The sequence below is a fragment of the Flavobacterium sp. genome (assembly GCF_031363805.1).
Classification (GTDB): Bacteria; Bacteroidota; Bacteroidia; order Flavobacteriales; family Flavobacteriaceae; genus Flavobacterium.
Genome location: NZ_JANLVD010000089.1, coordinates 15,400 through 39,170 on the forward strand (window position 1 = coordinate 15,400; position 23,771 = coordinate 39,170).

A 23,771-nucleotide genomic window follows, 5' to 3' on the forward strand; every position below is an offset into this window, starting at 1 on the left:
AAGCTCCTTTTTTTGTTTAGAAAAATTTTGTTTTTTGAAAAAGGTTGAAACGAATAGCTGGAGTGGCTCCTATTTAAAAATTACAAATTATTTTACAGCTGGCTTATAATTCTGTTTATCAATTATCATTTTTGATAATATTTCTCTTAAAATTTCTGAAGTTCCTCCACCTATTGGTCCCAAACGACTGTCTCTTAATAAACGAGCTAAAGGATATTCTTCCATATAACCGTAACCACCAAGCATTTGAAGGCAACTATAGATGGTTTCGTCCGCTACTTTTGTAGATTTCAATTTGGCCATTGTAGCTTCTTTTACTACATATTCGCCTTTGTTTAGTCTTGCTACTGCTGCATAATTGAATATTTTGCAATGCTCAACTTCGGTAGCATGGTCGACCATAGTGTGTCGCAATGCTTGAAATTTATCGATTGTTTTGCCGAATGCTTCGCGTTGCGACATATAATTGATAGTATAATCGATAGCATATTCGGCTCTTGCGTGTGCATTGATGGCCATTATAAGTCGCTCTAATGCAAAATGTTGCATAATATAAGGAAAACCTTTTCCTTCTTCGCCCATTAAATTTTCTAGGGGAATTTCTACATTATCGAATGCAATTTCGGCAGTATCTGAAGCTCTCCAACCTAGCTTATCTAGCTTGGTTGCAGCTATTCCTTTTAGATTTGTATCGACCAAAAACATACTAATTGCTTTGTTTCCTGATGCAATATTTGTTTTTGCAGCTACTACATAATAATCCGCGTAAACACCATTTGTGATGAATGTTTTTGAGCCATTTAAAATATATTTATCGCCTTGTTTTGTGGCTGTGGTTCGCATACCTGCTACATCGCTACCTCCAAAAGGTTCGGTAAGACACAACGCACCTATTTTATCGCCTGCAATACTTGGAGCCAAATAATCTTGCTTGATTCGCTCATCGCCTTCAGCATTTAGATGTGTCATGGCTAAATAAGCATGAGCCCAAATTGCTGCTGCAAAACCTGATGATTTTATTTTTTGAAGTTCTTCTAATAGCACAACTGTATAGAATAAATCGAGATTCATTCCACCATAGGCTTCAGGATATGCTATTCCGAAAAAACCCATTTCTCCAAATTTTTTCCAAATGAAGCGTTCTATTGTGCCTGTTTTTTCCCATTTTTCTATGTGAGGCACCACTTCTTTTTGCAAAAAATCTTGCAAACTTTTTCTAAACAATTCGTGTTCTTCGGTAAAGTAAATTGAATTCATGTAACTAAGGCTTTTTATCTGTTTTTTTTAGAATTCCAAATATAAGGCTATTATTTTTATTTTATCAACAGGAAAACCTTTAATTTTTGTTAAATCATCAATGTTTTTAATTCCTGAATTCATACTTCTGTAAGTCACTATTTCCTTAGCCAGAGCGTATTTAAAATAAGGAAACTTGGTTAATTCTTTGATTGGCAAATTATTAATGTCAATTTTTTTAACTACTGTTGAACCTGAAATTTTGAAATGAGAATTTAATTCCGCTATTACTTCCGGCGATAATCCCCAAATATCCTGCATTTGATCCATATTTACATAAGCACCCAATTTTTCTTTTTCTTTCAGAATTCTATCTGAAATAGCATCGCCAATTCCATATATTTTTACAAAATCTTCTTTAGTAGCCTGATTAATGTCTAGAAGAATAATTCTTTCTTTTTTTGAAAAATCTTTGAAATTTGAGTTATCATATTTTGGGTATTGCTTTTTATTGCTTACCCAATCTGGAAATTTAAAATAGGGTGACATTGTAGCCAACAAAGAGTCTGAAATTTTAGTTACCTCTTGAAATTCTTTAGCAGAATTGACATATTTATTTGTTTTTCTAAAAGCAAGTAGTCTATCTATTTCGGCAATTTTCATTCCGAGTTTGTAGCCTTTAAAATCTGTAATAAAGTTGGGATTGTAGGGATAAATTTTATAACTATCTTCATTTGCAATACCTTTCATAGAATCAATTTCCGTTTGCATTGACAACCACTGTTCATCTTCTTTAGAAACTACTTTATTTGTTGAAAAATCTACAAAAAAATACAGAAGCTGAAAAATTACAATCAAACCGACTAAAACTGCCAAACCTGCTCTTTGCTCTTTATTAAAAATAAAATACTGTTTGAAATTCATATTACAGATCGAAAACTGAAGTTCTTTTGGCGCGAATTAAATCTTTCAATCGCAACCAAAAAGCCAGTGTTAAATATACTCCAAACCACAATCCAGCTGTTACAAATGATATATAAATAAAAAACAAACGCACGCTATTGGCTCGCATTCCAAGCCTATCTGCCAAACGAGAGGAAACATGAAATCCTTGTTTTTCGAAAAAATATTTTAATTTTAAAACGAATCTCATTGCGTTTGTTTGAAAATTTGGTTATTTGGTTATTCGTTTTGTAAAACTACAAAAAACTAGTTACTTAACAATCGTAAAATATGCAAATCTAATTCCTTAATAATTCTAAACCAATTGCACATTGCAAACAGGCACTTTTGTTGCAATATTCATTTTTGAGTTGCAACAATGATTGTGTTTCAAAAGCATTTTTTGAAACTATTCCTATTGATTTGAACTTATCAATTATGGCATTTTTTTCGGGTGCAATTTGTTCCAAAAAATAAATATTTTCTTCTGATGTTTCTTTGCCTTGGCTTTTCTCGTAAGCAAAACGAAACGGAATTATGGTATTAATGATAAGCAAATCGATAAATCCTTTGGATAATGATTTTGATTTTTTGGGGCTTATTTTATCAAAATTATAATGTGTTTGCCAATATTCACTCACTGAAACATTAAATATTTGATATATTTCTTGAATAGTTTTAGCAGCAATTACTTTTGAAAATAAATTTTGATGTGTTTGATATAAATTCGCCAATTGCGACAATCGTATCGTTGGGAAATTATCTGGTCTGTGTTTGAAAAATTGAATTGGTTCTAAAATCACGTTTTCCAACATGTATTTGTTTTGAAGATATTCCCAGCGAGATTTTAAATTCTTAAAATAAGCGTCTTCTTTTTCGTTTTCTAATAATGATGCTTGACCAAAAAACATTGCTTCCAGATTTTCAACATCAAAAGTTTCTTTTCTTAGAATCGAAAATGGAATTGATTTGGCAATTTTAAAAAAAATTTCACCATTGGTATTCAAACCAAAATTTTTAGCCAAAAAACAAAATAGTGTTGCTTCCCAATCGTTTTGATTCCCGAATAATAAATTTTGAATTGGGTTTGATTTTCTTTCCAATCGTTCAAAAAATAATCGTTCTTGCCAATTTTTAATTACAAATTGAGGAATCGTTTTTATTTCGTTTTCACAATAAATCCAAGATTTTTTAGACTTCAATCTTTGATATTGATGAATTAAATCCTTAGAGACATAATTTTTGATTTCTAAAACTGGAATTTCTGAATTGTCTTTTCTAAAAATGGTCGCATCGTGTTCCCAAACTACATGCAAAATTACTGAATCATAATTGTCGTCTCGTTCGTGATTGTGTACGTACCAATCTGATGATTTAATATGAATTTCGATATTTCCAGCCCATTTTTGATTGTCAATTTCTATTTGTGCATTGAAAAAATCTGGACCAGCTAATTGTGTATAATCGCCAACTTTAATAATAGTTATATTTTCTCCTGAAGTAGTTTTTAAATGGGTAAAATCAAATTTTTTGAATTGCCAAATGTAGTGGAGAAAATCTTCTTTCATAAGTTAGAATATTCGATTTTTAGATTTTTTGATTAGTCGATTGTTCGATTGTTCGAAATACGATTGTTATTTAATGTAAATATAATCTGTTGAATGTAATCAATAACTCAAAATTTATTATTTCTAATTAATATGCAATCATTTAAACTAAAATGTCAGTCTGAGCTTGTCGAAGACCAATCATGAGGCACTTCGACAAGCTCAGTGTGACATAAAAGTAAATAATTAACCATAAAAAACTACATCCAATGCATTTAATGTAAAAAATAAACAATTACTTTAACAAATACAATTTTGCACAAGCTCGCGCATCTGATAAAGCTTCGTGGTGTACTAATTCAATATTATTTAAATCACTGCAATGTTTCAAGTTGGCTGGCTTATAACCTTTTTTTCGATAAATCTTACAGGTGCATTCCCACATGTCGGCGATTTCTAGTTCGTCATAATACAAACCGTAAGCCTTCATAGTTTTGGTAAGTACTCGCCTGTCGAAAGCTTCGTTGTGTGCTACGATTTTGCGACCAAACAGCCGTTTTTGAATTTCAGGAAATAATTGGTCGAATGTTTTCCCATTGATGGTTTCTATAGGTTTTATTCCATGAACCATAATATTTCTGTACCAATATTCATTGTTTGGTGGTTGGATTAAGGTGTAAAATTCTTCCGTTATTATCCCGTGATTGACAGTAACTATTCCAACAGCACAAGCACTTTCTGGGTGCCCTGTTGCAGTTTCAAAATCGATGGCGGTGAAAGTCATATAATGTAAGATTTCTGAATTTAGATATTAGAATTTATAGAAGTAATGATTGAGGCAACATTTGCAGAAAAGGTAGCGCTTTGGTGTAATTGAGTAATTCATATTCAAGACCTAAAACTCTCAAATTTTTATAATACAATTGGTGGTTTTGATAATAGTTTTTTTCTGATTGAACAAACCAAGCTTTCTCTCCTAATTTTTCTGAAAGAAACCATTTTTCTATCAATCTGGCTGAACGCCCATTTCCATCATTCCAGGGATGAATTTTTACAAAAACTAAATGAATTATACTTGCGTAATAAAATATCTCTTTGAAATTTAATTCCTTAAATAGCAATTCATCCAAATCATTATAAAAATTTTTCATTTCTGAATCTAATTGATAAGGAGAAATAGCCACATACTCTATTTTTCCATCATCTGATGCAACATACATATTATGAATTCTATTTTTACCTTGCTGATGTTGCGCAACAATATTTTTAGCTAAAATTTCATGAACTTTTGGTATTGAATGTCTATTCAAAGAATTTGTTTTTGCAAAAATATAGGCTGAGTATAGATCATCAATTTTTTTGGTATAATCAGGCAAAAATTCGATGCCAAATTTTTTATGTTTGATGTAAGAATCCAATTCAATTTCTTCACCTTCAATTTTACTGGAAAATACTGATGCCACAGAAGTATAAAAACTAAAACTATCATTTGAAATTTCTGCATCGTGAAGCGCATTAAATTTTTCCTCTAAACCTGATGGGAAATTTTCAATGTATTCTTGCAGTAAAATGTCTGAAATGAGTATCATTTAAATTTTGATTACTAACAAATATAAAATTAAAAGTATTGAAAACAAAAAATCCTGCAAAGTTATAAACGTTACAGGATTTAAATATTGATAAATTTATTTTATAGAACCTATTATATCATATTTCGTAATAATATGGTGTTTCCCATTTTCAAGTTCCACTAAAACAGCTTGGTTTTCTTTGGTAAAAAGTTTGGAAACTTCTTCGATTGATGTTCCTGCTTTGACAATTGGATAAGGTTTCCCCATTAATTCACGAATAGGTTTGTCGGCCACATTTTTATCGGATACATAACTTTGAAACAAATCGGATTCGTCCACAGAACCTACAAATCCTGTAATATCAATGACTGGAATTTGAGATATTTTATATTTTCGCATACGATCAATGGCGTGCGAAACCAATTCTTCAGTACGAACAATAATTAATGGTTTGTCTAAATGATCTTTAATTACATCTTCTGCTTTTGTAATTTCTTCGTCAAGAAAACCACGTTCGCGCATCCAATCGTCGTTAAACATTTTGCCTACATATCTGCTTCCTGAATCATGAAACAAAACAACAACAACATCGTCTTTTGTAAAATGTTCCTTAAGTTGCAAAACTCCTTTTATGGCAGAACCTGCAGAATTTCCAACAAAAATACCTTCTTCTAAAGCTATTCTTCTGGTGTAAACCGCAGCGTCTTTGTCAGTTACTTTTGTAAAACCATCAATTAAAGAGAAATCGACATTTTTTGGCAAAATATCTTCGCCAATTCCTTCGGTGATGTAAGAATAAATTTCATTTTCATCAAAAATTCCTGTTTCGTGGTATTTTTTAAATACAGAACCGTAAGTGTCGACACCCCAGATTTTGATATTTGGATTTTTTTCTTTTAAATATTTTCCAACACCAGAAATTGTTCCGCCAGTTCCTACTCCAACCACAAAATGAGTAATTTTCCCATCGGTTTGTTCCCAAATTTCTGGTCCAGTTTGTTCGTAGTGTGCTATAGAATTGCTCGGATTGTCATATTGATTGACATACCAAGAATTGGGTGTTTCTTCTCCCAATCTTTTGGAAACAGAATAGTACGAACGTGGATCTGTGGGTTCTACATCGGTTGGGCAAACGATGACCTTGGCACCTACGGCTCTTAAAATATCCGACTTTTCTTTGGATTGTTTATCGGAAATTACGCAAATTAGTTTGTATCCTTTTACAATAGCAGCCAGCGCCAATCCCATTCCGGTATTTCCAGATGTTCCTTCTACGATTGTCCCTCCTGGCTTTAATCTTCCATCAGCTTCTGCATCTTCAATCATTTTAACAGCCATTCTGTCTTTTACAGAATTGCCTGGATTAAAAGTTTCGACTTTTGCTAGAACTAATGCTTCTATTTCAGTAGTTAATTTATTGATTTTTACTAATGGAGTATTGCCAATGGTTTCGAGGATATTTTTTGCGTATTTCATTTTGGATATTAGATTTCAGACTTTATATATTAGATTTGGGAATGCATCTCTAAACAATAAGCGCACAAAGATAGTAATTAGAATTTTAATTGTGAAATGGAATGTTGATTTGCGTGAGAGATTAAGGCGGTATCCTTTTTTGAGGCACGAAAAAAAGATAAAGCCGAAAGCTCGACCGAGTCTAGCAATTTCGTGAGAAACGAACTAATTGCGACGAGGGCACGACCATATTTCCACTGCGCTCAATATGACATTTTCGACTGCGCTCAATATGACATTTTCAACTGCCTGAATATGACATTTCCGACCGCAGTCAATAGGACAATTGAATTTGCTAAATCTAAATTACTGAAAAAAGTTCCAAACGAGACCAAATCGAATTATGAAATCTCTGTAAGGTTGATTTGGCGATGCGAAATAATTCCGCCCAGTTAACCTTGAATTGAAATGTTCTGCTTTGAGGTAAATTCTGGTTCGCTGAATTCGGGCATTTATGAAAAAGTCAACTAAAGGGAAATTGCCAATTTTGATTTTATCTTGTATATAAAATTCGCCGATTAATGGATTGTATTCGTTGGCATAATATTTTGTGAAAGCCTGAAATGTGAATCCGGTTTGTAGATATAATGCTTTTTTAAATAAATAATCGGTGTAATACAAAGTGTTTCTGGTGACTAATTTTGGAACGTTCAATATATTATCGCTTTGAGTTACTTGCTGAAATAAAACAGTATTGTCGATCGCAAATTTTCCAAATTTTAATTCTTTAATGGCTTTTAGAGATAGATAATTGATGGTTTTTTGGTATTGGTTTGCAGTTGATATTACGATTGTATCGGACAAATCGACATCTTTAAAATATAAATAATCGTTCAATAATGTGACTTGTGCTTCAGCTGAAAGCCATTGCGTGTTGGCTTTTAGTTTAATTGTATTAATCTTTTCGTTTTTAAAATCATTTTTCCAGTTGTAATTTACAAAACTACTTTGATACAAAGTATAATTCAAATCTGGAATTTTGCTTTGATTGAGATATTGAAATGAAAAATCATTTTTTTTGTTAATCTCGTATTTTGCTGATAAATCCAGCGTTGAAAAAGCTTGGTTTGAAATGGATGTAGAAAATAAAGCTTCCCCTTTGATTTTATTTTTATTGTAAAAATATTTTCCGCCCACTGCATTCAATTTGTTATTGTTTGTGTTGGGAACAATTATTTGATTGTTTGAAATTATAATCCGATTGTACAAATAATTGTATTGGTAATTTTCTACAAAGAAATTTAAATCTCCCAGCAATTTGCTTGTAAAAGATGCTCCCAATTTATTGTATAAAAAATTGCTTTTTGTACCATCGCTATAATCTGAAGATTTGTATGAAGATCCAAATCTATCAGTGAAAGTTGCTTTTTTAAATTCGAAAAACTTGTCTTCGTAGATGATTTGGTGGTTTATGGTCAGGTTGTTGGAGCCATCATTGGTATTAATTCTGAAAGAATGGTCTAAAAAATATCTTGTACCATCTAGAAATGAACTGGCATCTTCTAGATAAACTTCCAATCTGGCTCTTTCTGTGAATTGAGCAGTATTGGATTCGAAATTATTTAAATTGGATACGCCTCCGTTTTCATTATTTAAAACATCTTGAGATACAAAATGAAAATTGGCTTGGTATCTTTTATTTTTGGTGAAATAACTGGTTGTAAATCTGAAATTTCCAGCGCTTGAAAGTGAATTTCTATATTTTCCAAGTGATCGAAGTCCTTTGTAAGCAAGCGAAAAATTTAATTGCTCTGATGTATTTAAGGTAATAAAAGCGTCTATAGATTGTCCTTGTTCTGAAACTGTTTTAAAATACAGCTCTGTAAAAGGTGTAGCCACAGAATAATAATTAATATCTGAAGCCTTACTGTAATTGAAATGCTTCGCTTTAAATCCAAATTCTGGGTATACATTATTTTGTTTTAATCCAAAATCTAAAGTATTATAAGTTTGCCCATCGTTCGGAAAAGGAAGTAGTCCGAAATTATCTTTTCTCAGGTGATTAAACTGGTAATCTTTTTTGATTGACAACGAAGTATCTATGTAAGTGGTGTCTCTTTCAAGAGTTAGAATCCTATATTTATCTATTGAAGCTTTTGGTGCTTCTTTTGGGGCTTCGCGGAGAGATTTTCTTACTGTATCTTTTTTTGAAACTGCATCATCTCGCTCTTCTTGAGCCAAAAGTTGCAATGATATTAAAGAAAAGAAAAAGAATAGTAAATATTTCATATTATGATAGTCAATCGCAAAAATACACAATTGATTTGTTATAATAAATATTTGGAAAAAAATTATGGAATGGTATACCATTGAATATTGAAATTTATTAAAAAAACTTTGGTAATATTGCACTCATTGTATTATTTGTAATTTATGTCTTTTGTTTTAGTTCCTATTTGAATTAACGAATTTTAATTATTAATTAAAACATCTACAAGAAGATAGGCTTATTTTTATATTTTTATCAAAACTACTTTAATGCTTAAACACCATTTTTTAAGAAAATATTTAGAAGCAGGCACTGACGAGGCTGGAAGAGGCTGTCTAGCTGGACCCGTAACTGCTGCTGCCATAATTTTGCCTGAAAATTTAGAAATTGAAAAGCTTAACGATTCAAAACTCCTTTATGAAAAAACCAGAGAAAAGTTAAGACCTACTATTCAAGAAAATTCAATTTCTTATAGCGTAACACACATTGAGCCAAAAATCATTGATGAAATAAACATTTTGAATGCCTCATTAAAAGCTATGCAAGAATGCATTTTAAAACTAAATCCGCAACCTATACATATAATAGTAGATGGAAATAGACCATTAATTTCTAAAAATAGTTTTAAAAATACTGTTGGAAAAATATTTTCTGATGCTGAAATTGAAATCCTTAATTCAATTCCTAGCACAAGTATTATTAAAGGTGATAGTAAATATAGGAGCATTGCAGCGGCATCTGTTTTGGCAAAAACCTACAGAGATGATTATATGAACCTAATTCACGAAGAATTTCCAATGTACAATTGGAAACAAAATAAAGGCTACCCAACAAAAGAACATCGAGAAGCTATTCGGAAATATGGGGTGACAAAATACCATCGAATGAGTTTTAAATTGCTGGATGAATAATCGATGGTTCGATTATTCGATTATTGGATTTTTGGATTTTTAGATGATTCGATTATTAGATTTTTCGATAAATCAAATCATCGAACTATCGAATAATCGAAACAGAACTATCAAATAATTGATTAAAATGCTTTACAATTTTGCTTTTCAGTTCTTCTTCGTCAACTTTTTCAACTCCTAGTTCCACATTTAATGAAGTAACTGCTTTGCCTTTGATTCCACATGGAATTATATTGTCAAAATAGCCCAAATCGACATTCACATTTAAAGCAAATCCATGCATGGTGACCCAACGAGATGCGCGAACGCCCATAGCACAAATTTTTCTAGCAAATGGTGTTCCAACTCCGAGCCAAACTCCCGTTTCGCCTTCGCTTCTTGCTCCTATTATATTATATTCTGCTAGCGTTAGAATTATAGCTTCTTCAAGAAATCTTAAATATTTGTGGATGTCGGTGAAAAAATTTTCTAAATCTAAAATTGGGTAACCTACAATTTGTCCTGGTCCGTGGTAAGTAATATCGCCACCTCGGTTTATTTTATAAAATGTTGCCCCTTTTTCTTCAAGTTGTTTTTCTGATAAAAGTAAGTTAGATAAATCGCCACTTTTTCCTAAGGTGTAAACATGTGGATGCTCGACAAACAAAAAGTAGTTTGGGGTTTCAAGATTGGTTTCTTCCCGCCTGTTTTTTATTTTGAGATCGATGATTTTTTTGAAAATTTCTTCCTGATAATCCCAGATTTCTTTAAAATCTTTGGTTCCTAAATCTTGTAAGTTTACTTTTTTATTCATTGTTTTAATACATAGTTGCAAAGTTACAAAGTTTTAAGGTTGGAAAGTTGCAAAGTTGCAAAGTTTCGAAGATTGAAAGATTGATTTGGAACCTACTGCCGTAGCCCAGATTGCAACGAAAATCCTTTTGTTTCAAAAAAAAGGTTTTTTAACAAAAGATTGTAGTGAAAAGCTGGAAATAGCTCCAAAAAAAATTTGTATTTTTACTCACAATTACAAAGCAGACACTATGGAAGCGCAATTTGAGAGTAACCCACTGATTGACAGATTACCCAGACACTTAAAGCAGTTTATAAAACCTCAGGATTATAACGATTATTCGCCTATTAATCAGGCGGTTTGGCGGTATGTGATGCGTAAAAATGTGGATTATTTGTCGAAAGTAGCGCACGAATCTTATCTTGATGGTTTGAAAAAAACAGGCCTAAAAGTAGATTCTATTCCAGATATGTATGGCATGAACCGAATTCTGAAAGACATTGGTTGGGCGGCTGTGGCTGTCGATGGTTTTATTCCGCCAAATGCTTTTATGGAATTTCAAGCTTATAATGTGTTGGTTATTGCTTCTGATATTCGCCAGCTGGAACACATAGAATACACGCCTGCCCCAGACATTATTCACGAAGGTGCTGGCCACGCTCCTATTATTGCCAATCCTGAATATGCTGAATATTTGCGCCGTTTTGGCGAAATTGGTTGTAAAGCCATTTCTTCGGGGCGCGATTATGAGTTGTATGAAGCCGTTCGTTTATTATCGATAGTCAAGGAAGCGGAAGGCACGCCAAAGGAAGAAATTGAGGCCGCCGAAAAGCAAGTCGATTTTTTGCAGAAAAATATGGGTGTACCTTCTGAAATGGCACAAATCCGCAACTTGCACTGGTGGACTGTGGAATATGGTTTGATTGGTGAGGTAGAAAATCCAAAAATATATGGCGCTGGATTGCTTTCGTCTATTGGGGAAAGTGCTTGGTGTATGACAGATCATGTAAAAAAAATACCGTATTCTATTGATGCTGTAAATCAGAGTTTTGACATCACCAAACCGCAACCGCAACTGTATGTAACACCCGATTTTGCCTATTTGAATCAGGTTTTGGAAGAATTTGCCAACACCATGGCTTTGCGAACGGGTGGTTTGTCAAGTTTGAAAAAATTGATACAATCGAAAGCTATTGGTACCATTGAACTGAGTACTGGATTGCAAATTTCTGGTTTGTTTACCAATGTTATTGAGGAAGAAGGTAAACCTATTTATATTCAAACGACAGGAAAGACGGCTTTGTCTTACAGAGAAAAAGAGTTGGTAGGTCACGGAACAAATACACACGCCGACGGGTTTGGATCGCCAATTGGGAAACTAAAAGGCATCAATTTGGCTATTGAAGATATGAGTCCGCGCGATTTGCGTGCTTACAATATTTATGAAACTGAAGCCGTAACCCTTGAATTTGAAGGCAACATAACCGTTTCTGGCGAAATAATTACGGGTTCTAGAAACTTGCAAGGTGAAATTATCTTGATTAGTTTCAAAAATTGCACCGTAACTCACAATGATACCGTTTTGTTTCAACCAGAATGGGGAATTTATGACATGGCGGTTGGCAAAAAAGTAATTTCGGCTTTTTCTGGTCCAGCCGATGTGCATAGTTTCAATATGATTTCTCATGTTCCATCCAGTCATACTATAAAAGCCACCAAATCTGAAGAACGATTTGAATTGGAAAATTTATACCAACAAGTGCGCCATATTCGTGAAGGAAACGATGGAAATTTGTCTCTGAAAAATGCTTTTCACGATTTAAAAACAAACCATCCTAAAGATTGGTTGCTTTCGGTTGAAATTGTTGAAATTTTGGTTTCTAAAAATGACCCAGAATTTATAGAAGAAGTGCTGATTCATTTGGAAAAACTAAAAGCCAATCGTCCTGAAATTGCGCATTTAATTTCTGGTGGATTGGAAGTTATTTTTGAGAAGGAAGAAGTTTAATTTTTTAGACTAAAATCGCTTTCTTTATCGATGACATTCCCTTGGTATTGCAATTTCCAACCCATAGAATTGGTAAGAATGAGCATTTTCGATAATTCGGAAATCAACCTGTTTTTCGCATTCGATTTTAAGGTAGATTTTTCTATTTTCTTCGCCAATGAAGCTTTTACCGATTTGTTTATTTTGTTATAATCATCGCCTGTAAATGGATTGAGTTTGCTTTGATTGACATCATAAAACTGAATATCCGGCGATATCTTTATTTCTGCTGTCGGGATGTTTAGAATGGTGATGATTTTGTTTTTCTCATTTATATCATATTTCATTTGATGCATATCGTAAGCCACCGTGACATCGGCATTTACAACAATCAAAGCTTTTTTGTCGAAAGCAATCATCCCTCCAAAATAGGTGTCTTGGTCTTTGTAGGTCAAAACCTCAGCGAAATGTCCTTCGGTAACAACCAGTTTTCCAACATTTACAATTTGTTGTTGAATCAGGTTGGTGTTATTTTCCAACGATGATGAATCGCTTTTTTTGAATTCACAAAATTTGAATAGCAATACCAAAATTGCAACCAAACCTATTCCAACTAATATTCTATTTCTCATTATTCAAATTTCATGAATGGATATTCCACTACAAGTTTAGCAATTTTATCTCGAAGTTTGGATAAAAAATGCTGGTGTTTTTCAGAGTTTGGATTAAAAGGTTTGTGCGCCAAATCTTTTTGAATGCTACATACATCTTCCATGACTGAATAAATACTTTCAGAAATTTGTGTTTTAAAAAACCGTTGCCAAATATAATCGATAGCCAGTTGGTTGGGATGCAACATGTCTTGACTATAAAAACGATAATCGCGGAGTTCATCTAGGAGGATTTCGTAGGATGGAAAATAGTTGATCGTTGATTGTTGATGATTGATAGTTTGATATAGAGCAGAAATCAAATGTGCCTTGCTTAGATTATTCTCTACAAAACCATCTTTAATATGACGAACAGGCGAAACTGTAAAAATGAATTTTGCGTTTTTGTTTATATTCGTGATTAAATCTATAGTGTTTTTAATGGCTCTTGCATTAGTTTCTACCGAAAGTAATTCCTTCGTAAATTGTTTTTGTGGTACTTTATGACAATTGGAAACTATTTCATTAGTATCAATATTTCTATAAACCCACGACGTTCCATAGGTAATAATGATATGTGTTGCCTTGCTTATTTGTAAATTTGCTGATTCAATAATCTCATTTAGGTTGTTCAGAAATTCTTCTTTATCTGGATGGCTTAATTCCGAATGTACTTCGTAGCAATGCCATAAATCATTGTGAAAAAAAATATCATTTTCGGTAAATAGTTCTTGATTTACAATTCGATTAACAATTCGCTCTATCGAAACTGTATTAAAAATAATTCCAAACGGATTTACAATATTTTGAAACTTAAAATACTCGAATTTCTCCGCAATATTTTTTGCAAAACAAGAACCCAAAGACACAATTCTTGAATTATAATCTATAGGATTACTGGTTTTCGGAATTGGTATTTGGGTTGTGAAATTCATACTTTATAATCCTTCGATACTTACATTTATTAAAAATTCTTGAATTTCTTCTTCCGATGGTGGATTGGGTATTAAATAAGTAACTTCTTCATCGTAGTTTATGCCTTTGAAATAGCCTAATTGTGCAATGAATTGTTTTTCTATAAATTCATCTTTAAAAATTTCCTTGGCTTTTTGAGCCACAATAACAAATGAATAATGATACTTTAAAATAAAATACAAATCAACATAATCTTTCCATTTAGCTCTTCTTCCTAAGGCAAAAGCTTTCATTGCTGCGAGAGTTAGTAAATCAGGCATTTTTAAAGTATTTTTCAATTCTGATTCTGTTGAAACTGTGTAAGGAAACAAAAAAAATGTGATTTTTACACCATTCGAAACCATATTCACTTGATTGTAATCAGCAAAAGAAACTTTGTAATCTATATTTTTAAGTTTTTTATAGATATCATTTTTCCGAATACTTTTCTCTTTAAATAAATCAAAATCTATAGATTCTCTATGACCAATATGCAATGCAATTGCTGTACCTCCAACTAGATAATATTCTCTTTTAAATTGAGCTAATATTGGAAGCAATTCTTTTTGGGCTTTACTTAAAATTTCAAGATGCATATTTATGTGTTATTCTTTGCATTAAATCTAACATTTCTGGAATGTAATTGCCTATTTTCCTATCAGTAATACCTTCATAAACCACTTTTAATTCTTGAAAACCAATGATTTTTATAAGATCTTTTACATCGTCCCAAGTGCCATAATTAAAAATAAATTCTACCAAAACTTCATTCCCAATATTTGGAATGGCTTCTTTTTTGATATACCAAAAAAGATGTTTGTTTTTCTCTATAAATTCAGCACGAGTCATGAATAAAATTTTTATAAATATACAAAATTAAAGACTTTTATACAACAAAACATCTGCCACAATAACATAATTTAATACGTAAACCACATCCAATAGTAACTTTTTAATTATTACAAAATCTATTATCACAATTATTTATTGGTTATTTTTGCATTTCTAAAAATATATACTTCTAATGAAAATTTTATATTCCTACCTAAAAACCCATAAAACCTTACTGTTTTTTGCTTTAATAATGGCCTCCATTAATATTTGCTTTAGTTTGAGCGATTCTGTAATTACTGGAAAATTGATGCAAGACTGTGGCGTTGGAATTGCAAAATACAAAGGCAATGAAATGGGATTCATTAAATCTGTTGGATTTTGGCTTATGCTATCATTGGGCGCTGCCATGATATCGCGTTTGGCTAAAAATTTTCAAGATTATTTTACCAATGTTGTCATTCAACGCACGGGAGCCGAAATGTATACTGATGGCATCAAAAAATCATTGGATTTACCCTATGAAGATTTTGAAGACCAAAGAAGTGGAGAAACATTAAGCAAACTTCAAAAAGTACGAACCGATTCTGAAAAATTAATTACACTTTCTATTTCATTAATTTTTCAAACTATAGTTGGATTTATTTTTGTCATTGTTTACATTTCTAGAATTGATTATCGAATATCCATCATCTTTTTAATAACTGCTCCAATTATTGCTTTTATAAGTTCGGTTTTGGGGAAAAAAATTAAAACTATTTCCCGCAGAATCGTCAAACAAACCAACTCTCTTGCAGGTTCCACCACCGAAAGTTTGAGAAATATTGAATTGGTTAAAAGTTTAGGATTAACCAAACAAGAGGAAGACCGTTTGAACTCCAATACAATCAAAATTTTATTCCTAGAATTGCAAAAAGTTCGTTTTATTCGCAGTTTGAGTTTTATACAAGGCACAACTGTTCATTTTATGCGAACATGTGTTATTTTTACTTTGTATTACTTTTTATTTGGTGAAAAAATAATTGTAGGCGACTTACTTACCATGGTGTTCTTTACTTTTTTTATTTTTAATCCATTGCAAGAATTAAGTTCATTTATCATTGTTAGAAACGAAACCAAAGTATCTTTAGAAAATTTTGAAGCTTTGATAACGGCCACACCAGAATACCGTCCAGAAAATCCAAAATCAATGGGCATTATTGAATCATTACAGTTTTTAAATGTGAGCTTCAAGCATAAAACTGCCAACCAACCTGCGGTAGAAAATATTAATTTTCATATCAAAAAAGGACAAACTGTCGCTTTTGTAGGGCCATCTGGCGCTGGAAAAACCACATTGGTAAAACTTTTGGTGGGATTGTATCCTCCAGCAACGGGAGAAGTTTTATACAATTCGATCAATTCAAACGACATTAATTTATTGGATTTGCGCCAGCAGTTGGGTTTTGTAACTCAGGATGCACAATTGTTTTCAGGAACAATTCGCGAAAATTTATTGTTTGTAAAACCCGAAGCTACAGATTCTGAATTGTACGATGCTTTGCAGAGAGCCAGTTGCGATAATTTATTAAGACGGGCCGAAAACGGACTGAGTTCTACCATTGGCGAAGGCGGTATAAAAGTATCAGGTGGAGAAAAACAGCGTTTGTCAATTGCTCGAGCCATATTAAGAAATCCGAATTTATTAATTTTTGACGAAGCCACTTCTGCGCTTGATTCTATTACCGAAGAAGAAATTAATTCGACCATTCGTAACATTTCAGATTCAAACAGAATTACGGTTTTAATTGCCCACCGCTTGTCTACAGTAATGCATTCGGATACTATTTTTGTATTGGAACAAGGAAAAATTATCGAACAAGGAAAACATGAAGATTTACTAGTCGAAAAAGGATTGTATTACGCTATGTGGAGACAACAAATAGGAGAAAGAAAGTAGTAAAACTATTGGCATTAATTATTCAACACGAATTCCACAAATTAATTTGTGATAATTTGTGGAATTCGTGTTGAAAATTAAAAAAAACTACATCTGCATAAAGTATATGATTTTGAGTTTTTTCCAAACCAATAAATATTTCTAAACTTTACTTTTCCAATTTTTATCAAACTTAATAAACATATTAATCCAAACATTTCTCGCAAACCTCATTATAAATGGCATTAAAATTGTAAGCGAAATTAAAATGGTAACAAAGCATGTTCTTAAGTTGGTTTTAAACACAAAATAGCAAATCAAAAATATCAAAACTCCAATAAAAACACCTAAACCATAACTCACATACATCGAACCATAAAAAAAAGAAGGTTCAATATCATAATACAATCCACAGTGACTACATTTGGCATTTAACTTTATAGTTTCGGATGGATTATAAAGGTTTTTGCCTTTATACATACTTTCTTCATTACATTTTGGACAAGTTCCTGTTAAAATACTATATAATGTGGATCCTTTTTTTAACATTTGCAAAAAATTTGATGAACCATTTTTTTGGTTGTGCAAATTTACGATTAACAAGACGAGTTGAGTCACAATGTAGTCTTAAAACTTTCCATTTTTTAATTATAATTTGATGCTTAACATACACAATTTGTCGGTTTCCTTTGGAGGAACATTTTTATTTGAAGAAGTAACTTTCAGAATGGGCGCTGGAGACCGAGTTGGTCTTGTAGGCAAAAATGGAGCAGGAAAATCTACCATGCTCAAAATTTTGGCTGGCGATTTCAAACCTGATTCTGGACAAATTGCCACTGAAAAAGAGGTTCGCATTGGTTTTTTGCGTCAGGATATTGATTTTGAACAAGGAAGAACGGTTTTGGAAGAAGCTTATGAAGCTTTTACAGACATTAAAATTGTAGAAAAAAAGCTGGAAGAAATAAACCATCAATTGGTCACTAGAACAGATTATGAAAGTGATGCTTATTCTGAAATCATAGAAAATCTTTCAGACTATACACACCGATTTGAATTGTTGGGCGGCTATAATTATGTGGGCGATACCGAAAAAATCCTTTTAGGCTTGGGTTTCAAACGTGACGTTTTTAACAACCAAACGGAAACTTTTTCTGGTGGATGGCGTATGAGAATTGAATTGGCAAAACTGCTATTGCAAGCCAATGATATTTTGCTTCTGGATGAGCCAACGAATCACTTGGATATAGAAAGTATCATTTGGTTGGAAAGTTTCTTGCGGAATTATCCTGGAGTCGTGGTTATTGTTTCGCACGATAAAATGTTTCTAGACAATGTCACCAATCGCACCATAGAAATTTCATTAGGAAAAGCATACGATTTTAACAAACCTTATTCTCAATATCTTGAATTGCGACATGAAATTCGCGAAAAGCAACTCGCTACTCAAAAAAATCAAGCTAAGAAAATAGAAGAAACCGAGAAATTAATCGAGAAATTCCGTGCCAAAGCTTCCAAAGCTTCGATGGCACAATCTCTCATCAAAAAATTGGATAAAGTAGAACGTATTGAAGTCGATGAAGATGACAATTCGGTTATGAACATTTCTTTTCCAGTATCCAAAGTGCCAGGAAAAGTAGTTATTGAAGCCGAAGACGTAACCAAAGCCTATGGCGACAAAGTCATTTTAAAAGATATTAATTTACTAGTCGAGCGAGGTTCAAAAATTGCCTTTGTAGGTCAGAATGGTCAAGGAAAATCAACATTTATCAAAGCTATTGTAAACGAATTTGAATACCAGGGCAATATAAAAATGGGACACAATGTTCAGGTTGGTTATTTTGCACAAAACCAAGCAGAATATTTGGATGGCGAAATTACACTTTTACGAACTATGGAAGATGCGGCGACAGACACCAACCGATCGAAAGTTCGAGACATGTTGGGTTCGTTTCTTTTTAGAGGTGATGATGTTGAGAAAAAAGTCAAAGTGCTATCGGGTGGCGAACGCAACCGATTGGCATTGTGTAAATTGCTATTGCAACCGATTAATGTATTATTGATGGATGAGCCAACAAATCACCTGGATATTAAGTCTAAAAATGTATTGAAAGCTGCTTTGCAAAAGTTCGAAGGAACCTTACTTTTGGTTTCTCACGACAGGGATTTCCTGCAAGGCATGTCGAATTTGGTTTATGAATTTAAAGATCAAAAAATTAAAGAATATTTGGGCGATATCAACTATTTCTTAGAGCAACGCAATTTGGAAAACATGCGCGAAGTAGAAAAGAAAGATGTTGAAAAGAAAGAAACTACCACTACAAACACAAAAACATCTTACGAAGATCAGAAAAAGAGTAAATCTCTCCAAAATCGACTGAGCAAAATAGAAAGTCAAATAAAAGAATTAGAACGCAATATCCAGCAAGATGACAAAGCACTAACCTCGAACTATGACAAACATATCGAAGACGCTCAGTTTTTTATGGCATACAACAAGAAAAAAGCCGAGCTTGATAAATTGCTAGAGGATTGGGAAGTGGTTCAGGGTGAAATTGATTCTTTGTAAATAATTTAAACATTCAAAAATCCATAAATTGTAATTTCATTTTGTAGGTTTTTGTTTACTTTCAAAAAAATGGTTACATCAAATATTAATACAAACAAAAAAGGATTGACTATTTCAATTCTCATCGGTTTAATATTGTCCGTATTTTTAATTTTCTTTATATATGCTGAGTTTTTCAACCATATTACAGCATTTGACATTGTTGATAAAGAAAACGATAAAATCATAACTATGTTTGACAAGCAGATCCAAATCCAGATCAATGAGCATTCAAAAAGAAATATTTCACTTGGATACATTCAAGGAAGCCGACAGCATACTATTGATTATTTAGCTACTATTTCGAGTATTGAAAGTTATGCCCGCTATGGTATTACATCTTCGCAATCTAGAAATAATTTGGAATTAAAAATTACTTTTACAGATGGGAAAATTGTAGATAAAATTTATACTGGGGTAAATTGTTCAGCATCATTTGAGCCACATTTATTACTAAAAGTATTAATGAAAAGTGGCAAAACCGCAAAAGTATATACGAATGGTTCAGAAAAAGGAGATTCGACAAACGATATTATAAATGATTTAAATACGATTATTAATAGCGCGATTTCGTACAATATTAGCAAAAATCATGATGATTATTTCATCCCCAAAAAAAAATAAAAGAATTTTGACAAATTATAGGGAAATAAATAGTAACACATATTTGGGATTAATGAAATTTAAAAACTTACACTTAATTATTTCATCAATAATTGTTTTTCCGGGTGCAATTATTTATGGTTTTCAATCTGATTTGTTGTTTGATGCGCCAATAAACACAATGGATCAAGCGACTATTTTTAAAGCTATAATGGGTTTGTATTTGGGTTTTGGATTTCTTTGGATATTAGGAATTTTAAAAGAAAATTATTGGAAAACAGCAACTATCTCAAATATAATTTTTATGTTAGGCTTGGGTTTTGGTAGAATAATTAGTTTATTAACCGATGGAATTCCATCCACTATTTTTGTGTTGGGATTATTCGGAGAATTGATTTTAGGGTTTTATGGATTTTATCAATTGAACAAAATTATTATAAAAAAGAGACCTGATGCGTTTTAAAGCTTATCAGGTCTAAGAAAATACACTATTTCATCACATTGAAAACCGCTTTATAATTGGTTTCGCCATCATTAAAGAAAATGACTTTTCTATTGGGTTGGTCTTTTAATTCATAGTCACCATTTACAGTAAATTTCATTTCTACAAATTTGTAACCCGTTTCAAAAGTAATGGTTGCTTTATACAAACTATCTTTTTTTATAACTTTCATTTCTGTATCATAATTCCAATCTAAAGGTTTTTCACCTCGAATTCCAACACTTTTTATGTTTTTAACTTCGGAAACATCAACTATAAAATTTACTGTTCTTTTATATGATTTTTGTACACAACATGTTGTGATTAAACTTAATAATCCAACAAAAATTAAAAAAATAGTCTTCATTTTAGTATTTTTTAGATATTAAATAATCTACTCCAAATCGTCCAGAACCAATACACAATGCGTAAATAGAAACCCATAAAAAACCCATTGCTGGTAACATCATCCACATTCCTTGCGACCATTGTTGCAAAAATATGGCGACTAACATCGTTCCGATAATTAAAAAAGATGCAATTCTAGTTTGAAATCCAATTAGCAAAAAGATGCCACCAATTGCTTCGCTAAAAGCACCAATCCAAGCAAAAAACACAGGAAACATTTTAAAAACTCCACCATATTGTGCAACATCTTGAGGAAACCAAAATACAACTTCAAATAATCCTAAATTTTTGTCTGTTGGCGACCAAGGCAATCCAAATTTATCTGCACCAAAGCTTGAAGTCAATAGAAACCCGCAAATAATTCTTGGTAATGCGAGTGTAAAATCTTGCCACCAAAATGGCATAATAATAGGTTTTGTAATTTTTTGTAGAAGTGTCATAGTTTTAAGATTGAAAAATTGATATTGATATTTATTTTTGAATTTATTCTATGGTATATTTTATCGTAATAACTTCATCACTATAATTTTGTAATAACAAATGAACATTCACTGCAATTGAAAATTCTAATGATTTTTATGGTAAATAAAAAACTCCGGTAATCAGCCGGAGTTTCAATCATCAATCAAAAAACGAACAGTTAATCAGACTGTTGTTACTTTTGAATTAAAAAATTTAAAGATTTAAAAATTTTAATTGTGAATTTTTTTAAAAATTATCCCAAATAAGTTTTTAGAATTTTGCTCCTTGAAGTATGTTTTAACCTACGAATTGCTTTTTCTTTTATTTGACGCACACGCTCACGAGTTAAGTCAAATGTTTCGCCAATTTCTTCTAGAGTCATTGGGTGCTGGTCTCCCAAACCAAAGTACAAACGAACTACATCGGCCTCACGAGGTGTCAATGTTTCTAGTGAACGTTCAATTTCGGTACGCAATGATTCGATAATTAATTCTCTATCTGGATTTGGAGATTCCCCTGAACGAAGTACATCGTAAAGATTTGAATCTTCTCCTTCAACCAATGGCGCATCCATAGATAGGTGACGACCAGAGTTTTTCATAGACTCTTTTACATCGTTCACAGTCATGTCCAATTCTTTGGCAATTTCTTCAGCAGAAGGTGGGCGCTCATTGGATTGCTCTAACAAGGCATACATTTTGTTGATTTTATTGATAGACCCAATTTTATTTAAAGGCAAACGAACAATACGAGATTGTTCTGCCAAGGCTTGCAAAATAGATTGACGAATCCACCAAACGGCATATGAAATAAATTTGAAACCACGCGTTTCATCGAAACGTTGCGCAGCTTTTATGAGTCCTAAGTTTCCTTCATTGATCAAATCGGGAAGTGTAAGACCTTGATTTTGGTATTGTTTTGCAACTGAAACCACGAAACGCAAGTTGGCTTTGGTTAGTTTTTCTAGTGCTTTTTGGTCACCAGCCTTGATTCGTTGTGCCAATTCTACTTCTTCATCTGCAGTAATCAGGTCAACTTTACCTATTTCTTGCAAATATTTGTCTAACGATGCAGTCTCACGATTGGTTACCTGCTTGGTAATTTTGAGTTGTCTCATAGTAGGTTTCTCCTTAAATTTATAAGTGTACAATAGGTTATACGTAATGTAGGTAGAAAAAGTTACAAAATGAGTAAAATATTTTTTAAAATAGTATGTCAACTTGATTATTCAATTGCTCCATGTAGTATTCAATTTTTCGAATGGCCTTATTGAAAAATAAATTTTGTTCTTTTATTCCTGATAAGTTTAATGGTTTTGAATTCAAGATTTGTTGATTGAACCATTGGTGTACATTTTGACAACTTTCTATATTGTCAGTAATAAAATAGCCTAGCAAAGTGTAAGGCACAAACATAGTGAGTTTTTTTTCGGATTCAAACAATAAATTGTTATTTAGTAAAACCAACTCGTTATAATAAAGTGAGAATTTTGAATTTTGTTGACTAGATTTCTCTTTAATCAATAAAACAATACGTTTCAAATCTTTGAAAAGTGCCATTGCTGATTTGAAATTCAATAGTCCAGATTCATAAAAATACAAAATTTGCTGCAAACTACTGTTGATGGTTGTATCGTTCCAAACTTCTTTCACTCCAATACTTTCATATGCTTTCTTGAGTTTTGAGGAATGTTCTAAAAACAATTCATCGATTACAAAGTCCTCAAATTTTATTTCAGAAATAGCTGGATTCAAAAGTTTTAGCCAAACGAATGCTTTAAATTTTGACAAAATTGTGCCTTCCATAAAGTAGAAGAGTGGAATGTCTTTGGCAGAATAGTATAAAACCGAATTCGGTAAACTTGTTAATTGTTCAATTTGGATCGCAGAATTCTTGAAATATTGCAACATATCGTTCAATGATTTTATTTCGATTGTTTTTTCGACAATAATTTTCTCTGTTTGGAAAAACAGATTATCCATTGAAATATTGAAATACTTTGCGAGTTGAACCGTTTCGTCAATCGAGAATTTACTTTTACCAGAAACTCGTCGGTGAGCAGCATCATAACTCACATTTAAAACCGAAGCAATTTCATCATTAATGGATTGGTTTTGTGTAAGTTGTTTTCTGATTTGTCTTAAAAGTAATTCTTGGCTCGTCATAATT

The 23,771-nt window shown here is 32.2% G+C and carries 24 protein-coding genes; 6 read left to right on the forward strand and 18 right to left on the reverse strand.

What is annotated here, in order from left to right:
• Positions 1–87: 87 nt before the first annotated feature.
• From RMN92_RS05025 to RMN92_RS05060, 8 genes are all read right to left on the reverse strand, one after another.
• A complete protein-coding gene (locus RMN92_RS05025; RefSeq protein WP_309608371.1) occupies positions 88–1,257 on the reverse strand; it encodes an acyl-CoA dehydrogenase family protein in 1,170 nt (389 codons plus the stop codon).
• 27 nt (positions 1,258–1,284) lie between these two features.
• Positions 1,285–2,160, reverse strand: a complete 876-nt coding sequence (locus RMN92_RS05030; RefSeq protein ID WP_309608372.1) for a helix-hairpin-helix domain-containing protein — start codon at positions 2,158–2,160, stop codon at positions 1,285–1,287.
• Position 2,161: 1 nt separating this feature from the next.
• Positions 2,162–2,389 carry a PspC domain-containing protein gene (locus RMN92_RS05035; protein ID WP_309608373.1) on the reverse strand — a complete coding sequence of 76 codons (228 nt, stop codon included), beginning with the start codon at positions 2,387–2,389 and terminating at the stop codon, positions 2,162–2,164.
• An 88-nt stretch (positions 2,390–2,477) separates the two neighbouring features.
• Positions 2,478–3,746 (reverse strand): DUF2851 family protein, encoded by a 1,269-nt coding sequence (locus tag RMN92_RS05040; protein ID WP_309608374.1) that lies wholly within the window; start codon positions 3,744–3,746, stop codon positions 2,478–2,480.
• 274 nt (positions 3,747–4,020) lie between these two features.
• On the reverse strand, positions 4,021–4,509 hold the full coding sequence (locus RMN92_RS05045; protein WP_309608375.1) for a 3'-5' exonuclease: 489 nt from the start codon (positions 4,507–4,509) through the stop codon (positions 4,021–4,023).
• Between the two features lie 34 nt (positions 4,510–4,543).
• On the reverse strand, positions 4,544–5,314 hold the full coding sequence (locus RMN92_RS05050; RefSeq protein ID WP_309608376.1) for a Fic family protein: 771 nt from the start codon (positions 5,312–5,314) through the stop codon (positions 4,544–4,546).
• A 96-nt stretch (positions 5,315–5,410) separates the two neighbouring features.
• Entirely contained in the window at positions 5,411–6,772 is a 1,362-nt protein-coding gene (locus RMN92_RS05055; protein WP_309608377.1) for a pyridoxal-phosphate dependent enzyme, read from the reverse strand.
• A gap of 345 nt (positions 6,773–7,117) precedes the next feature.
• A complete protein-coding gene (locus RMN92_RS05060; protein WP_309608378.1) occupies positions 7,118–9,040 on the reverse strand; it encodes a putative porin in 1,923 nt (640 codons plus the stop codon).
• 249 nt (positions 9,041–9,289) lie between these two features.
• Here RMN92_RS05060 and RMN92_RS05065 point away from each other — a divergent pair, with 249 nt between their 5' ends.
• A complete protein-coding gene (locus RMN92_RS05065; RefSeq protein ID WP_309608379.1) occupies positions 9,290–9,931 on the forward strand; it encodes a ribonuclease HII in 642 nt (213 codons plus the stop codon).
• An 85-nt stretch (positions 9,932–10,016) separates the two neighbouring features.
• Here RMN92_RS05065 and lipB read toward each other — a convergent pair whose 3' ends face one another.
• Positions 10,017–10,724 (reverse strand): lipoyl(octanoyl) transferase LipB, encoded by a 708-nt coding sequence (gene lipB, locus RMN92_RS05070; protein ID WP_309608380.1) that lies wholly within the window; start codon positions 10,722–10,724, stop codon positions 10,017–10,019.
• A 229-nt stretch (positions 10,725–10,953) separates the two neighbouring features.
• Between lipB and RMN92_RS05075 the strand changes: the two genes are divergently transcribed.
• On the forward strand, positions 10,954–12,711 hold the full coding sequence (locus tag RMN92_RS05075; RefSeq protein WP_309608419.1) for an aromatic amino acid hydroxylase: 1,758 nt from the start codon (positions 10,954–10,956) through the stop codon (positions 12,709–12,711).
• Here RMN92_RS05075 and RMN92_RS05080 read toward each other — a convergent pair.
• Genes RMN92_RS05080 through RMN92_RS05095 form a run of 4 tightly spaced genes read right to left on the reverse strand, consistent with a single transcriptional unit; the run spans position 12,708 to position 15,143 of the window.
• Positions 12,708–13,322, reverse strand: coding sequence for a DUF4230 domain-containing protein (locus tag RMN92_RS05080; protein WP_309608381.1), 615 nt, complete (start codon positions 13,320–13,322; stop codon positions 12,708–12,710). The genes RMN92_RS05075 and RMN92_RS05080 overlap by 4 nt on opposite strands.
• Positions 13,322–14,275 (reverse strand): GSCFA domain-containing protein, encoded by a 954-nt coding sequence (locus tag RMN92_RS05085; protein WP_309608382.1) that lies wholly within the window; start codon positions 14,273–14,275, stop codon positions 13,322–13,324. The genes RMN92_RS05080 and RMN92_RS05085 overlap by 1 nt, the downstream gene beginning before the upstream one ends.
• A 3-nt stretch (positions 14,276–14,278) precedes the next feature.
• A complete protein-coding gene (locus RMN92_RS05090; RefSeq protein WP_309608383.1) occupies positions 14,279–14,854 on the reverse strand; it encodes a nucleotidyl transferase AbiEii/AbiGii toxin family protein in 576 nt (191 codons plus the stop codon).
• A gap of 25 nt (positions 14,855–14,879) precedes the next feature.
• Positions 14,880–15,143 carry a hypothetical protein gene (locus RMN92_RS05095; RefSeq protein ID WP_309608384.1) on the reverse strand — a complete coding sequence of 88 codons (264 nt, stop codon included), beginning with the start codon at positions 15,141–15,143 and terminating at the stop codon, positions 14,880–14,882.
• Between the two features lie 175 nt (positions 15,144–15,318).
• Between RMN92_RS05095 and RMN92_RS05100 the strand changes: the two genes are divergently transcribed.
• Positions 15,319–17,064: an ABC transporter ATP-binding protein gene (locus RMN92_RS05100; RefSeq protein WP_309608385.1), complete on the forward strand. Its 1,746-nt coding sequence runs from the start codon at positions 15,319–15,321 to the stop codon at positions 17,062–17,064.
• A 141-nt stretch (positions 17,065–17,205) separates the two neighbouring features.
• Here RMN92_RS05100 and RMN92_RS05105 read toward each other — a convergent pair whose 3' ends face one another.
• On the reverse strand, positions 17,206–17,592 hold the full coding sequence (locus RMN92_RS05105) for a DUF983 domain-containing protein (protein ID WP_309608386.1): 387 nt from the start codon (positions 17,590–17,592) through the stop codon (positions 17,206–17,208).
• A 109-nt stretch (positions 17,593–17,701) separates the two neighbouring features.
• On the opposite strand from RMN92_RS05105, the gene RMN92_RS05110 reads away from it, so the two are divergent.
• From RMN92_RS05110 to RMN92_RS05120, 3 genes are all read left to right on the forward strand, one after another.
• The gene (locus RMN92_RS05110; RefSeq protein ID WP_309608387.1) at positions 17,702–19,609 is read left to right on the forward strand and encodes an ABC-F family ATP-binding cassette domain-containing protein; all 1,908 of its coding nucleotides are present in this window, start codon (positions 17,702–17,704) and stop codon (positions 19,607–19,609) included.
• Between the two features lie 69 nt (positions 19,610–19,678).
• Positions 19,679–20,272, forward strand: a complete 594-nt coding sequence (locus tag RMN92_RS05115; protein ID WP_309608388.1) for a hypothetical protein — start codon at positions 19,679–19,681, stop codon at positions 20,270–20,272.
• Positions 20,273–20,324: 52 nt separating this feature from the next.
• Positions 20,325–20,714, forward strand: a complete 390-nt coding sequence (locus RMN92_RS05120; RefSeq protein WP_309608389.1) for a DUF4345 domain-containing protein — start codon at positions 20,325–20,327, stop codon at positions 20,712–20,714.
• A 25-nt stretch (positions 20,715–20,739) separates the two neighbouring features.
• On the opposite strand, the gene RMN92_RS05125 is transcribed toward RMN92_RS05120, so the two are convergent.
• The 4 genes from RMN92_RS05125 to RMN92_RS05140 form a co-directional block, all read right to left on the reverse strand.
• Positions 20,740–21,099 carry a hypothetical protein gene (locus RMN92_RS05125; RefSeq protein ID WP_309608390.1) on the reverse strand — a complete coding sequence of 120 codons (360 nt, stop codon included), beginning with the start codon at positions 21,097–21,099 and terminating at the stop codon, positions 20,740–20,742.
• A 1-nt stretch (position 21,100) separates the two neighbouring features.
• Positions 21,101–21,580: a DoxX family protein gene (locus RMN92_RS05130; protein ID WP_309608391.1), complete on the reverse strand. Its 480-nt coding sequence runs from the start codon at positions 21,578–21,580 to the stop codon at positions 21,101–21,103.
• A 275-nt stretch (positions 21,581–21,855) separates the two neighbouring features.
• Positions 21,856–22,719, reverse strand: coding sequence for a sigma-70 family RNA polymerase sigma factor (locus RMN92_RS05135; protein WP_309608392.1), 864 nt, complete (start codon positions 22,717–22,719; stop codon positions 21,856–21,858).
• Positions 22,720–22,804: 85 nt separating this feature from the next.
• Positions 22,805–23,767, reverse strand: coding sequence for a helix-turn-helix domain-containing protein (locus RMN92_RS05140; protein ID WP_309608393.1), 963 nt, complete (start codon positions 23,765–23,767; stop codon positions 22,805–22,807).
• Positions 23,768–23,771 lie beyond the last annotated feature (4 nt).